Source organism: Flavobacterium sp. P3_A6, assembly GCF_056403035.1.
Window position 1 is genome coordinate 129,149 of the sequence record NZ_JBFUGG010000005.1, and the last position, 13,875, is coordinate 143,023.

Below are 13,875 nucleotides of genomic sequence, written 5' to 3' on the forward strand. Positions count from 1 at the left end.
TACTTTTATTTTAAGCGGTGTTCAGTGAACTTTATTTATAACGGATAGCAGGACCCATATTCCTAAAAATGCCAAATGTTATTGCTTCAAAAAATAATTATTATCCTCTAACCAATCTGCTAACCGTTGAGGCCATGTTTTCAAAGTATTGGTTTTTGCTCTATTGCCCATATTAAAAGCATGTCCTCCTTTTGAATACAAATGCATTTCTACAGAAACATTTGCTTTGCGGTAGCCATTGAGCAGCTCTACAATTGGCGAAGAGCAGCACAAATCATCATTGGCAGCTAATAAAAAAACAGGAGGCGCATCGGACTTAATTTCTTTAGGAATAAATAATGGCCCAGGATATATCAATATTTGAAAGTTAGGCTGCGCATCCAGTTTATCTATTTCATTAGAAGCATTTTTAACTGTATTCGAAGAATTGTAAGCCACTAGAGCAGCAACTTCTCCTCCTGCAGAAAAACCCATAACTCCAACTCTGTTAGCATCAATGCCAAAATCTTTGACTTTGCTTCTAATCGTTCTCATAGCTCTTTCGGCATCCTGCTTAACGTGTGTCTCTAACTTATAAACAGAACCCTCTTCCCTAGCCAGCCGATATTTCAATACGAAAGCTGTTACTCCTAATTTATTGAAAAATTCGGCTGCGTCTTTACCTTCTGAGTTGAACACTAAATCCTTATGTCCTCCTCCAGGGCAGATAAGAACTGCCATCCCGTTTGGTTTCTCCGGCAAATAAGCCACTATTGATGGATTGTGAATATTCTTTACCCACCAGTCTTTGGCTTGTTCTGGCTCATTTTTGCGGTTTTCAAAACCTGGTGCACCGTTTTCCCATAATGGAATACTAAATTCTTTTTGCTGTGAATAACCTAAACAGCTAATGGCTAAAAAAATAAAACAAACTATTTTTTTTGTAATCATCTGCATTCCGGTTTAGTATTATATTAAACAATGATGAATTCAAATACTTTAATCCATTTAATTTACTCCATTAAATCTAAAAAACCTGGCTTGCTATTTGCCTGATATTTTCTGATTTGCCCATTGAATAATAATGCAAAACAGGAACTCCTGCTGCTTTCAATTCGATGGATTGCTGAATAGCCCATTCGATTCCTACTTGACGTATCTCGGTATTATTCTTGCACTTTTCTACGGCGTTTATTAAATCTTCAGGTAAATCAATACGGAAAATTTGAGGTAAAATCTGCAAATGTTTTTGTACCGCAATCGGCTTGATTCCAGGAATAATTGGAACAGTAATTCCCATTTCCCTTGCTTTGGCAACAAACTCAAAGTATTTAGCATTGTCAAAAAACATTTGAGTCACGACATAATCGGCACCTGCATCTACTTTCTCTTTCAATCTTTTTAAATCTGATATTAAAGAAGGGGATTCTAAATGCTTCTCTGGATAACCAGCCACTCCAATGCAAAAATCAGCTTTATTATCAATGTCCATAACATCGTGCAAATACTTTCCACAGTTCAATTGATTAATTTGTGAAACCAAATCTACAGCAAAATTATTCCCTCCCGCTTTTGGCACAAAAGACTGTTCGTCTTTCATAGCATCACCGCGAAGTGCCATAACGTTATTGATTCCAAGATAATGACAATCCACCAGCATATACTCAGTTTCTTCTTTGGTAAAACCTCCGCAAAGCAAGTGCGGCACGGTATCTACATTGTATTTGTGCTTTATCGAAGCACAAATCCCCAATGTTCCTGGACGCATTCTGGTTAGTTTTTTATCCAATAAACCATTTCCTTTATCAATGTAAATGTACTCCTCACGAGAAGTGGTCACATCTATAAACGGCGGTTTGAACTCCATCAATGGATCGATATTATCGTATAATTCCTGAATGCTTTTTCCTTTTTGTGGCGGAATAATTTCGAAAGAGAATAATGTTTCTCCTTTGGCGTTTTCTATATGTTGTGTTACTTTCATTTTTTTATAGTTGAAAGTTGATGGTTGGTGGTTGATGGTTGAAAGCCAGCAACTATATCCATTAACTAAATTTTATTTTTATAATAGTTTATAAATCCATTTAAAAGCTTTTTACAACTTTGCATTTGTTCTAGAGCTTTATTAAAATCATTTTCTACAATATATTTTTGATCTAAAGCTAAATAGTATTGTGTTTCTAATTCATATAGAGAACCTCTTGCAATATGCAGAAAGTGCAATGTATCTTTAGACGTTTGCCTGCCACACCCCTCAGCTATATTTGAAGGTATTGAAACAGCCGCTCTTCGCATTTGATTTGTCAAACCAAATAATTCTTCTTTTGGAAATAATTTAGCTGAATCATATAACGAATTCACCAATTTTCTAGCTTCTATCCAAACCTCTAATTTACTGTACTCCTTTTTTTATTTAGTTGTTGGTTGGTAATTATTGGTTGATGGAATGCATTGTATTAGCTTATTAGAAAATCCAGCAACCATCAACTGACAACTAAAACCTAATCTGCAATATTTGGATTCAGCCATTTCATGGCGACTTCGGTTGAAACACTTCTTCGTTTAGCGTAATCAATAACTTGGTCTTCTTTTATTTTTCCAAGACCAAAATACTTGCTTTCCGGATTTCCAAAATAGTATCCCGAAACTGATGAAGCCGGCCACATCGCCATACTTTCAGTCAAGGTCACTCCGATTTCTTTTTCCACATTCAGCAATTTCCAAATCGTTGGTTTTTCCAAGTGATCCGGACAGGCAGGATAACCCGGTGCTGGACGAATTCCTTTATAATCTTCTTCAATAAGTGCTTGTTTACTCAAAACCTCATCGGCCGCATAACCCCAAATTTCTTTACGGATTTTTTCGTGTAAATATTCGGCGAATGCTTCTGCAAATCGGTCAGCCAAAGCTTTGACCATAATTGAATTGTAATCGTCCAAATCCTTTTCAAATTCAGCTGCCCATTCGTCAACGCCAAAACCGGTGGTTACGCAAAACGCTCCCATGTAATCTACTTTTCCGCTTTCTTTTGGAGCAATAAAATCGGCTAATGCGATATTTGGAGCTCCTTTGGTCTTTTGTGACTGCTGACGCAAAGTCAAGAATGTCTGTAATGGTTTTCCGTTTTCATCAGTCAATTCGATATCATCATCATTTATTTGGTTCGCAGGGAAAATTCCATAGATTCCTTTGGCTTGCAATTTTTTCTCTTTCAAAATTACTTCCAACATCGCTTGTGCATCTGCAAAAACAGAAGTCGCTTGTTCACCAACAACTTCATCGGTCAAAATCGCAGGATATTTCCCAAACAATTCCCAAGTCCTGAAAAACGGAGTCCAGTCAATATATGGAACCAACACGTCCAAATCCACTTCAACAATTTGCTCGCCAATAATTTTTGGTTTTACAGGTTCGAAATGCCTCCAATCCAATTGCAATTTATTTTTACGAGCTTGCTCAATCGTCAAGAAATTCTTGTCACGCGAACGGTTCAAGAATGTTTCTCTAAACGCATCGTATTCGGCTCGAATATCGCTTGCATAAATTTTTCTGTTGTGATCCAATAAGTTTCCTGCCACTGTAACGGCTCTCGACGCATCGTTTACGTGAATCACCGTTTGTCTGTATTGAGGGGCAATTTTCACGGCAGTATGAGCACGCGAAGTAGTTGCACCACCAATCATTACCGGAATTTTAATATCTCTTTTATCCAATTCTTTAGCGAGATACACCATTTCGTCCAAAGACGGTGTGATTAATCCGCTCAATCCGATAATATCTACGTTGTGTTCGATAGCGGCAGCAATAATTTTTTCGGGAGGCACCATAACGCCCAAATCTACAATCTCATAATTATTACAAGCCAATACCACCGAAACAATATTTTTACCAATATCGTGTACATCCCCTTTTACGGTTGCCATCAAGATTTTTCCATTCCCTGATTTGTCGCCTACCTGTTTAGCTGCTTCAATAAAAGGCAACAAATAAGCCACCGCCTTTTTCATCACACGAGCTGATTTTACCACCTGCGGCAAAAACATTTTTCCAGAACCAAACAAATCTCCAACGACATTCATTCCCGTCATCAAATTGATTTCGATAACTTCGATAGGTTTTGTGGCAGCCAATCGGGCTTCCTCAACATCAATTTCTATAAATTCGTCTACCCCTTTTACCAAGGAATGCGTGATTCTTTCCTGAACCGTTCCCGAACGCCATTCTTGAACCGCTTTCTCGTTGCTCTTCACATCGCCTTTTACGTTTTCCGCAAAATCCAATAAACGTTCCGTTGCATCGTCGCGTCTGTCCAAGATTACATCTTCAACGTGTTCTAATAAATCTTTTGGGATCTCATCATAAATCGACAGCATTTCCGGATTTACAATCCCCATTGTCATTCCGTTTTGAATGGCGTGGTACAAAAAAACCGAGTGCATCGCTTCTCTCACCGTATCATTTCCTCTAAACGAAAACGAAACGTTGCTCACCCCACCACTTATATGTGCATGCGGTAAATTTTCCCGAACCCATTTGGTTCCCCTAAAGAAATCCAAAGCATTCAAGCGGTGTTCCTCCATACCTGTCGCTACGGGGAATATATTCAAATCGAAGATGATATCTTGTGGTGCAAAATGTACTTTGTTTACCAAAATATCATACGAGCGTTGGCAAATTTCAACTCTACGATCGAAATTATCAGCTTGTCCCACCTCATCAAAAGCCATTACAATAACCGCAGCACCGTAGCGCTTGATTAATTTGGCGTGGTGAATAAATGCCTCTTCTCCTTCTTTTAGCGAAATTGAGTTTACCACACATTTTCCTTGTACGACTTTCAAACCAGCCTCAATGATTTCCCATTTCGAGCTGTCAATCATAATGGGCACACGAGAAATATCCGGCTCGGCAGCAATCAAATTCAGGAATTTGGTCATCGCATAAACGCCGTCCAGCATTCCCTCATCCATATTAATATCGATGATCTGCGCTCCTCCTTCTACCTGCTGTCTAGCAATATCAAGTGCTTCCTCATATTTTTCTTCCTTGATTAATCTCAGGAATTTTCTAGATCCCGTTACATTGGTACGTTCCCCAATATTCACAAATACGCTTTCGGGCGTAATGATTAAAGGCTCTAATCCTGATAATACAAGGTTTCTTCTATGTTCTTTCATTTCTTTTTGAGTTACTAAGTTCCTAAGATACTCAGGTTCTAAGTTTTTATTATTTTGTCCACAGCTTAAAAAACTGTAGCTATATTTTATTTTAATTTCAATCTATTTTGGGCGTGTCCCTCCAGAAAAAGTCGGGTCGGGCTATTCGTTCCCGCTTTTCTTCTTGATAAAAAAATCAAGAAAAAAGAGCTCCACTGCTATCCCTCACGCGGGCAATGTGCAATTCCACATCATTTTCATTTAATGCATTAAACTCCATTGCAACAAAATGTATCGTTCCTATGGAACTCATCCACTTCTCCACCCCGCTTGTCATTCCGACGGAGGAGGAATCTTCGTTGGTTACTCACGTTGCGGAGATTCCTCCTCCGTCGGAATGACAAACTAGACTTAATTGTCTTTGCAGACACGAGCGGAACGCTCGCGCTAATAAAGAAAAATATTTATTCTAAACTATTAATAAACCTGAATAAATTTTCCGTTTGAAGTAATTGAAACTCCGTTAAATCAAAAAAATCGTCCATTTCTTTTGCTTCCTTAAGTCTGTGTCTTGCAATTTCATAATATAGACAATCTTCTAAACAACTCAGTCCAAGATTTCAAATTTGTTTCTTTTTCAAAATTCCCTTGACTATGAATAGAATCAATTACTATAAAATCTGTAAAAAACAATATCACATTTTCTTTTAAAACTTGCTCTAAAGATCTAGAACTTAAAGACCATCCATCAAAGGCATTTTTAATTCGTTCGAATCCTTCTCCTTGCTTAACAAGCATAAAAAAATCGTGCGACTTAATTCTTATTGGATTTTCTCTATCGATTTTATCATACCAAACTACATTAAGCTCTTTATAATTATAACTTTCTTTAGTAACATCACATTGAAAAAGAGTTTCTTCAATCCATTTTGGAATACTTGTGTTTTTCATAAATTATTTTTAAAAAAATTACTTACCTAACAATACGAATTTGTAAACTCTATCCTTTTTCAAATTATTAATTACATCACCGCAGTCGAAACTCTCGGTTTATAATTCTTAGCAATATCAGCAATCAATTTGATATGCTTTGGGGTTGTACCGCAACAACCGCCTATGATGTTTATTAAATTATCGTCTAAATATTCTTTGATGAATGCCTGCGTTTGTTCAGGCGTTTCGTCGTATTCTCCAAAAGCATTGGGCAATCCTGCGTTCGGGTGCGCTGAGATATTAAATGAGGTATTGTGTGATAAAGTCTGTAAATATGGCTTCAATAAATCAGCACCAAGGGCACAATTGAATCCCACGCTCAACAACGGAATATGCGAAACCGAAACCAAAAAGGCTTCTACCGTCTGTCCAGAAAGTGTTCTTCCCGAAGCATCGGTAATCGTTCCAGAAACCATAATTGGAATATCAAGATTGCGTTCTTCTTTTACTTGCTCGATTGCAAAAAGTGCTGCTTTGGCATTTAATGTATCAAAAATAGTTTCTACCAAAAGTAGATCGCAGCCGCCATCCATTAAGGCTTCTACTTGTTGTTTGTAAGCAATGCGTAAATCATCAAAAGTTACGGCTCTGTAACCTGGATCGTTTACGTCTGGCGACATACTTGCCGTACGGTTTGTCGGACCTATTGAACCGGCAACAAAACGAGGCTGGTTTGGATTTTTGGCAGTGAATTCATCGGCTACTTCACGGGCAATTTTTGCCGATTCGTAATTCAATTCATAAACGTATTCTTCCAGGTAATAATCCGCCATTCCAATGGTGGTTCCAGAAAAAGTATTGGTTTCTACTATATCGGCACCTGCCTCAAAATAAGCAGCGTGAACGTCTTTGATCGCTTGAGGCTGCGTTATGGACAATAAATCATTGTTCCCTTTTAGCGGATGCGGAAAATCTTTGAATCTTTCGCCTCGAAAATCTTCTTCAGAGAAATTATAACGCTGCAGCATGGTTCCCATTGCTCCGTCGAGCACGAGTATTCTCTTTTTTATTTCTTCTTGAATTGTTGACATAACTTATTTTAAATCGCTAAGGCGCAAAGGCGCTAAGCTTTTTGATTACTATTTTTCCAAAAATTCCTAATTCTGGCTCTTTAGCCCCGATTACAGTGAAAATCCTTTTTTGTCTCGTTTTTTAACGAGACAAAAAAGATTGCAACGGAAAGCGGGAACATTGACTGCAAAAAATGCGCCAATCATTCGCTCTAAAAAATTATCTAAATGTTAATCAGGAAAAGGTTTGAAAAATACATGATGTATCTTGTGTTATCTATCCGCGCGATGCGTGGTAGAATGTAGCACCTTTCTCGTAAGGACGGGAGGTTGCTAAGGTTTCATTGGGTCTTTTCCCTCCGCCTTTCGTGATAACGTTCAATAAAATTAGGAACGGTGCAAAGTTATGAAATAGCCTTGCCACTTGCAAGTATTTTTTTCTTAGATTCTGAGACGTTAAGTTGCTAAGATTCTAAGGTAAAATGATAAATAAAAAAGCCCAAACTATATTGCAAGTTTGAGCTTTTTTAAAATCTTAGCTTCTCAGCTTCTTAGTAACTCAGCAACTTAAACGATTGCTTTCACCACTGCTTTTGGAGCTTCTTTACGAGTACCGTCGAATCCGTCAACTCCGGAAACGGTGGTGTATTTCATAACATATTTTTTACCAGGATTGATGATTTGGTAAGCCGCCTGGCACATTAATGTGGCTTCGTGGAATCCGCAAAGAATCAATTTTAATTTTCCTGGGTATGTGTTTACGTCACCAATGGCGAAAATTCCAGGAATGTTGGTTTGGTAATCCAAGGCGTTGTTTACTTTAATTGCATTTTTTTCGATTTCTAACCCCCAGTGTGCGATTGGACCTAATTTTGGCGTCAATCCAAAAAGCGGAATGAAGAAATCGGTTTTGATGTTTTGGTGTGCACCGTCCTCATCAACATCTACAGATTCTAAATGTTCATCTCCATTTAATCCAATAACTTCGCCCGGTGTAATCATTTTAATTTTCCCTGCGTTTTTCAGTTCCTGTACTTTTTCTACAGAATCAAGAGCTCCTCTAAATTCGTTTCTGCGGTGAATTAAAGTTACCTCTGATGCAACGTTGGCTAAGAAAATACTCCAGTCCAAAGCGGAATCTCCACCTCCAGAAATCACGACTCTTTTGTCTCTGAATTTTTCCGGATTCTTGATAAAATATTTCACTCCTTTATCTTCGTAAAATTCGATATCTTCAATTAATGGTTTTCTTGGTTCAAAACTTCCCAATCCTCCAGCAATAGCTACAACAGACGCATGGAATTTCTTTCCTTTATTGGAAGTAACAATAAAACTTCCGTCTTCTTGTTTTTCGATAGTTTCTGCACGTTCGCCAAGAGTGAATCCTGGTTCGAACTGCTTGATTTGTTCCATTAAATTATCCACCAAATCACCAGCCAATACTTCAGGGAAGCCTGGGATATCGTAGATAGGTTTCTTAGGATATAATTCTGAAAGCTGTCCTCCTGGTTGTGGTAATGCATCAAGAATATGACATTTTAATTTTAATAATCCTGCTTCGAAAACGGCGAATAGACCTGTTGGCCCGGCTCCTATTATAAGTATGTCTGTTTTTACCATTATATTTAAATTTACTTCTTTTTTTATTACTATTTTTATTTTGTGTGCAAATGAACGAATGATTTCAATTTCTAAACATGACTATTGTCAGATAATTTTATCCACTATTTAAAAACCTCACCCTAACTCCTCTCCAAAAGAGAAGAGAGCCTGATGAAGCTTCATTCGTTATTTTTGTTTTATTTTATTCTTTTTTCTATTCTCTTTATTCTGGTTTCTGCTTTCTGAAATCTTCTTACTTCTTTAAGCCCTTTGTGATTTCATTCATTTTTTGAACTTTTTCTTCGAAATCACCTTTTAGAGTTTTTCTGTATTCATTCAAATTTTCGACCATTTTATTAATATCCTCCGGAATTACTTCTTCAAAAAACTCGCGTAATCTTTTGGCAGTTGTTGGCGATTTTCCGTTGGTTGAAATCGCTATTTTTACATTTCCTTTGGTTACAATTCCTCCCAAATAATAATCGCATAAATCGGGCGTATCGGCAATATTGCAAATCAAATAACGCTTTCGAGCTAACTCATAAATCCTTTTATTGACTTTCAAATCATCGGTGCAAGCGATAACCATGTGTCGTTTTTTCAGCATTTTTTTCCTGAACTTCGCTTGGGTCAATTTAACTGAAGGATGTTTTTCGACTAATGCTTCTAATTCGGGCAAAAACTTTGTCGCCACTACCTCAACATTTGCATTGGGACTGGATTTTAACATAAATGACAGCTTTTCCAAACCAACGTTCCCACCACCTACAATAAGTACATTGATGTTATGCAGTTTTAAAAAAATCGGATATAATTCGTTTCTTTCCATTATAATTTTATTCCAGCAGATACAAATTCTTCGTAAAAACCTTTTAGTTTATTGCTTTCTTTGACCACTTCTCCAATTACGATAATCGCTGGTGAACTTAATTTATTTTCAGCAGCCACTTCTTGAATAGTATCAATGATTCCCGCTCCTATCTTTTCGCTTAGTGTCGTTCCGTTTTGAATAATCGCTACTGGGGTTTCACCTTTGCCTTCTTTTTGAAATAACTCCACAATTTGTGACAGTTTACTCATTCCCATCAAAATCACAACCGTTGCAGACGATTGCGCCGCCAAAACTACATCTGCAGATAATTCTCTGTCCGAAGTTGTTCCTGTAATTACCCAAAAACTTTCTGAAACGCCTCTTTTTGTAATCGAAATGCCTTGACTCGCTGGCACCGCAATTACCGACGAAATTCCAGGAACCACAAATGTAGGAATTCCAAAACTTTCAGCATATTCTATTTCTTCGCTTCCTCTTCCAAATACAAAAGGGTCTCCACCTTTTAGGCGCACCACATTCCCATACGTTAACGCATTATCAACAATCAATTGATTGATCTGGTCTTGCGTGTAGGCGTGATTGCCAATTTGTTTTCCAACAAAAATCTTGATGGCATTGTGAGGAGCATGACTCAATATTTCTGCATTAGCCAAAGCATCATACAAAACCACGTTCGCTTCAGCCAGTGCATTTACACCTTTTAGCGTAAGTAAATCTGGATCTCCAGGGCCTGCACCAACTAAAGTTACTTTTGGTTTTATTGTATTAAGCATCAGCTAAATCTTTGGCTCTATACGTTTCAATTTTTTCGAAAAATACAATTCCCTGCTCAATATATGCTTTTGCAAAAGCTTCAGAAGCCTGAACTTTATTGATTTGATAAACCAATTCCACAAAAGTTGAATCCAATTGAATTTTATTGCTTTCGATAAAAACTTTATCAAATAAATCTACAATTCCAGCGTGGTTATTTGTTTTTTCATTTTCAGAAAGCAACAAAGCTTTTGCCCCGTTTACAAATCCTGCATAAGCATGATAAATTGCATCAGACCATTTTCCTTCATTGAAAGATTCTTGTGCAAACGTTAATTTATCTTTTGCTTCTAATAATAAAGTAGCCACTAAATCAATAACAACACCTGCACATTCACCAACTCCGACTGCTTTTACATAGTTATCAGCATTACCCCAATCTACGAAATCAGCTTCGGTCAAATTAGTTACATCGGCTAATGGTTTCAAAAATTCATAGAAATATTTTTCTCCTTTAGCATCATAATAATTCAGGAATGACTGTCCGTTTCCGTTGGCTTCAAAATCATTTAAGATATAACGCAAAGCATCTGGTCCTCTTCTGCTTGGAATTTTAATTACTTTATCGGCAAAACGTCCTTCTCCATTTCCTAATCTTCCTCCTCCCAATAAAACCTGTAACGCTGGCGCCACTAATTTTCCTGAGTTGATAGACATTCCTTGGAAACCAATTGCGGACATATTGTGCTGTCCGCAGGCATTCATACAACCGCTGATTTTGATTTCAATTTCTTGGTTGTTGCTGTATTGCGGATATTCTGCTTTGATTACTTTTTCTAATTCATCTGCTATTCCGGTACTGCTCGCAATTCCTAAGTTACAAGTATCTGTACCTGGACAGGCAGTAATATCACCAATAGTATTATAGCCTAAAGCTGCCATATCCAATTTGGCTAATTCTTGGTAAAAGAAAGGTAAATTTTCTTCTTTAATATTACGGATAACAATGTTTTGCCTTAATGAAAAACGCAGTTCATTTGCACCATAATTTTTAATCAAATCTGCTAATAATCTCGCTTTATCAGTATAAAAATCTCCTAATAAAACTTTGATTCCAATAGCAAAATAACCTTCCTGCTTTTGAGCAATTACATTTGATTTTTTCCAAGCTTCATAAGCAACGGCATCTTCAACTGTTACTTGCGGCACTTCTAATAATGGATCAGAGATTGGTCCATCAAAAGCAGTTGTGTCAATTTCGTATGTTTCAAAAGCGATTGCTTTTTTCTCTTTTTCAACCAAATCAAGGAAAACATCTCTTCCCATTTCTTTGATTAAGAATTTCATACGGGCTTTCATTCTTTTGGCACGCTCACCGTATCTGTCAAAAATACGAATGATGCCTTCAGCCGTTGGAATGATTTGGTTAACAGGAATAAATTCTGAAAGCAATTCAGCGTGAGCAGGCTGTGAACCTAAACCACCGCCAAAAACTACTTTAAATCCGCGTTCGCCATTTACAATTTTTGGAATAAACCCTAAATCGTGCAAATAACTCAAAGCAGTATCTTCATCAGATGACGAGAACGAAATTTTGAATTTACGTCCCATTTCCTGACAAATAGGATTTCTTAATAAATACTGAAACATCCCATGTGCATAAGGCGAAACATCAAACGGTTCGTTTACATCTACACCAGCCAATTCGCTTCCTGTAATGTTACGCACAGTGTTTCCGCAAGCCTCACGCAAAGTAATATCGTCTTTGGCTAATTCAGACCAAAGCTCAGGGGTCCTGTCTAAACTCACATAGTGAATCTGAATATCCTGACGTGTAGTGATATGCAGACGTCCTGTAGAATATTTATCTGATACTTCAGTGATTCTCTTCAATTGTTCGCTAGTCACTTTTCCGTAAGGCAACTTAATACGGATCATCTGCACGCCTTCTTGACGCTGACCGTAAATTCCGCGTGCTAAACGAAGACTGCGAAAACGCTCATCATCAATTTGTCCGTTACGGAACGAATAAATCTTTTTCTCTAAATCGATAATCTCTTTTTGGACAATCGGGTCTTCTATTTCTGTTCTAAAACTTTGCATATTTTCTTTTCGCTTTAGGCTTTAAGCAATAAGCTTTAGGCTCTTGCACACCTTGTTATACATTTTCACTAAAAGCTTACAGCCTAGGGCTTATTGCTTGTTACTTTTTCTTATTTAATAAAACCAACTCCTGCTGTTGTGTTGGTTGCCGCATCTATTAAAATGAAGGCTCCATTAGATTTGTTATCATTGTAAGCATCAAAATAAATAGCCTTACTCAATTTAATGGTCACTTCTCCAATTTCATTTATAGCTAATTGAGTTGCTGGAGTAACTCCTGAATAATCAGTGGCAATTACATTTTTTACGCTGTCAATTTTTGCCAAAACTCTATTAGTATTGTGCTGTACAAAATATTTTGCACCTGCCACTAATTTTTTACTGTCCATCCAACAAACCGTTGTTGTGATATCTTTTTCTACTCTAGGAAGCTCGTTTGATTTTACAATCATATCGCCTCTAGTCACATTAATATCATTCTCTAATTCGATAGTCACTGACGAACCAACACTAGCTTCATCAAATTGCTGGTCGAAAAAGTGAATATTAGTCACTTTCGATTCTGTCAAAGAAGGAAGAACCGTTACTGCATCTCCAACTTTAATATTGTTTCCATATAATTTTCCAGCATATCCTCTAAAATCATGGTATTCCTCCGTTTTTGGACGAATTACTGTTTGAACTGGGAAACGGGCTTGTCCATTATCGTAAATATCTTTTGGTTCTAAGCCTTCCAAATGCTGCAGGATAGTTTGTCCTGTATACCAAGGCATTTTTCCTAATGTTTCTACCACATTATCTCCTGTCAAAGCACTTAACGGAATGTAACTTACGTTTTGTTCTTTATAGGCGCTTTTTGCATTTAATGCTTGAAAATCAGTTTTGATTTTATTAAAAACTTCTTCTGAATAATCAACCAAATCCATTTTATTAATCGCAACAATCACATCTTTTACTCTCAATAGATTATTGATAAAAAAGTGACGGTACGTTTGCTCAATAACTCCTTTACGGGCATCGATCAAAATAATGGAAACCTGTGAAGTCGAAGCACCGGTAACCATGTTACGAGTATATTCTACGTGACCCGGAGTATCGGCAATGATGTAACTTTTTTTAGCTGTAGAAAAATAAATATGCGCTACATCTATTGTAATTCCCTGTTCTCTCTCGGCAACCAAACCATCGGTTGCCAATGAGAAATCTAAGTAATCGTATCCTTTTTGTTTACTGCTTTTTTCTATTGCTTCAATTTTATCTGTAGTCAATGATTTTGTATCGTATAATAATCTCCCGATTAAAGTACTTTTCCCGTCATCTACGCTTCCTGCTGTTGCTATTTTTAAAACTTCCATTCTCTTTATTAGTTATTGGTTGTTGGTTGTCGGTTGTTGGATTTTCACACCAGAAACTAAACCACTCAAAATATTAAAACTTCTTTTTATGA

Annotated in this window: 10 protein-coding genes, 1 pseudogene and 1 riboswitch; all 11 genes and pseudogenes read right to left on the reverse strand. The window is 37.1% G+C overall.

The genetic code is table 11. The features are described 5' to 3' along the window. Positions 1 to 78: 78 nt before the first annotated feature. Positions 79 to 930, reverse strand: a complete 852-nt coding sequence (locus AC1DVP_RS07050) for an alpha/beta hydrolase (protein WP_477182795.1) — start codon at positions 928 to 930, stop codon at positions 79 to 81. Positions 931 to 1,006: 76 nt separating this feature from the next. Then, complete coding sequence (gene metF / locus AC1DVP_RS07055) at positions 1,007 to 1,963, reverse strand: methylenetetrahydrofolate reductase [NAD(P)H] (protein ID WP_477182796.1); 957 nt, start codon at positions 1,961 to 1,963, stop codon at positions 1,007 to 1,009. Between the two features lie 65 nt (positions 1,964 to 2,028). After that, positions 2,029 to 2,361: pseudogene (locus AC1DVP_RS07060) on the reverse strand (four helix bundle protein); the annotation flags it as partial. Between the two features lie 119 nt (positions 2,362 to 2,480). Then, the gene (gene metH, locus AC1DVP_RS07065; protein ID WP_477182904.1) at positions 2,481 to 5,258 is read right to left on the reverse strand and encodes a methionine synthase; all 2,778 of its coding nucleotides are present in this window, start codon (positions 5,256 to 5,258) and stop codon (positions 2,481 to 2,483) included. Between the two features lie 456 nt (positions 5,259 to 5,714). Next, the gene (locus AC1DVP_RS07070; RefSeq protein ID WP_477182797.1) at positions 5,715 to 6,086 is read right to left on the reverse strand and encodes a hypothetical protein; all 372 of its coding nucleotides are present in this window, start codon (positions 6,084 to 6,086) and stop codon (positions 5,715 to 5,717) included. 71 nt (positions 6,087 to 6,157) lie between these two features. Continuing rightward, complete coding sequence (locus AC1DVP_RS07075) at positions 6,158 to 7,159, reverse strand: homocysteine S-methyltransferase family protein (protein WP_477182798.1); 1,002 nt, start codon at positions 7,157 to 7,159, stop codon at positions 6,158 to 6,160. 249 nt (positions 7,160 to 7,408) lie between these two features. After that, positions 7,409 to 7,516: riboswitch (SAM riboswitch) on the reverse strand. A gap of 189 nt (positions 7,517 to 7,705) precedes the next feature. After that, complete coding sequence (locus AC1DVP_RS07080) at positions 7,706 to 8,758, reverse strand: NAD(P)/FAD-dependent oxidoreductase (protein ID WP_477182799.1); 1,053 nt, start codon at positions 8,756 to 8,758, stop codon at positions 7,706 to 7,708. Between the two features lie 235 nt (positions 8,759 to 8,993). Then, on the reverse strand, positions 8,994 to 9,569 hold the full coding sequence (locus AC1DVP_RS07085) for a precorrin-2 dehydrogenase/sirohydrochlorin ferrochelatase family protein (RefSeq protein WP_477182800.1): 576 nt from the start codon (positions 9,567 to 9,569) through the stop codon (positions 8,994 to 8,996). Further along, positions 9,569 to 10,345, reverse strand: coding sequence for a uroporphyrinogen-III C-methyltransferase (gene cobA, locus AC1DVP_RS07090; RefSeq protein WP_477182801.1), 777 nt, complete (start codon positions 10,343 to 10,345; stop codon positions 9,569 to 9,571). The genes AC1DVP_RS07085 and cobA overlap by 1 nt, the downstream gene beginning before the upstream one ends. Continuing rightward, positions 10,338 to 12,428 (reverse strand): HEPN domain-containing protein, encoded by a 2,091-nt coding sequence (locus tag AC1DVP_RS07095; protein WP_477182802.1) that lies wholly within the window; start codon positions 12,426 to 12,428, stop codon positions 10,338 to 10,340. Before AC1DVP_RS07095 ends, cobA begins: the two co-directional genes overlap by 8 nt. Before the next feature lie 110 nt (positions 12,429 to 12,538). After that, positions 12,539 to 13,783, reverse strand: a complete 1,245-nt coding sequence (locus AC1DVP_RS07100) for a sulfate adenylyltransferase subunit 1 (protein WP_477182803.1) — start codon at positions 13,781 to 13,783, stop codon at positions 12,539 to 12,541. Positions 13,784 to 13,875 lie beyond the last annotated feature (92 nt).

What these genes read in the sequence shown, in the direction of transcription:
- AC1DVP_RS07050 (WP_477182795.1), bottom strand. Translation starts at nt 930, where the DNA reads ATGATTACAAAAAAAATAGTTTGTTTTATTTTTTTAGCCATTAGCTGT.
- metF (WP_477182796.1), bottom strand. Translation starts at nt 1,963, where the DNA reads ATGAAAGTAACACAACATATAGAAAACGCCAAAGGAGAAACATTATTC.
- AC1DVP_RS07070 (WP_477182797.1), bottom strand. Translation starts at nt 6,086, where the DNA reads ATGAAAAACACAAGTATTCCAAAATGGATTGAAGAAACTCTTTTTCAA.
- AC1DVP_RS07075 (WP_477182798.1), bottom strand. Translation starts at nt 7,159, where the DNA reads ATGTCAACAATTCAAGAAGAAATAAAAAAGAGAATACTCGTGCTCGAC.
- AC1DVP_RS07080 (WP_477182799.1), bottom strand. Translation starts at nt 8,758, where the DNA reads ATGGTAAAAACAGACATACTTATAATAGGAGCCGGGCCAACAGGTCTA.
- AC1DVP_RS07085 (WP_477182800.1), bottom strand. Translation starts at nt 9,569, where the DNA reads ATGGAAAGAAACGAATTATATCCGATTTTTTTAAAACTGCATAACATC.
- cobA (WP_477182801.1), bottom strand. Translation starts at nt 10,345, where the DNA reads ATGCTTAATACAATAAAACCAAAAGTAACTTTAGTTGGTGCAGGCCCT.
- AC1DVP_RS07095 (WP_477182802.1), bottom strand. Translation starts at nt 12,428, where the DNA reads ATGCAAAGTTTTAGAACAGAAATAGAAGACCCGATTGTCCAAAAAGAG.
- AC1DVP_RS07100 (WP_477182803.1), bottom strand. Translation starts at nt 13,783, where the DNA reads ATGGAAGTTTTAAAAATAGCAACAGCAGGAAGCGTAGATGACGGGAAA.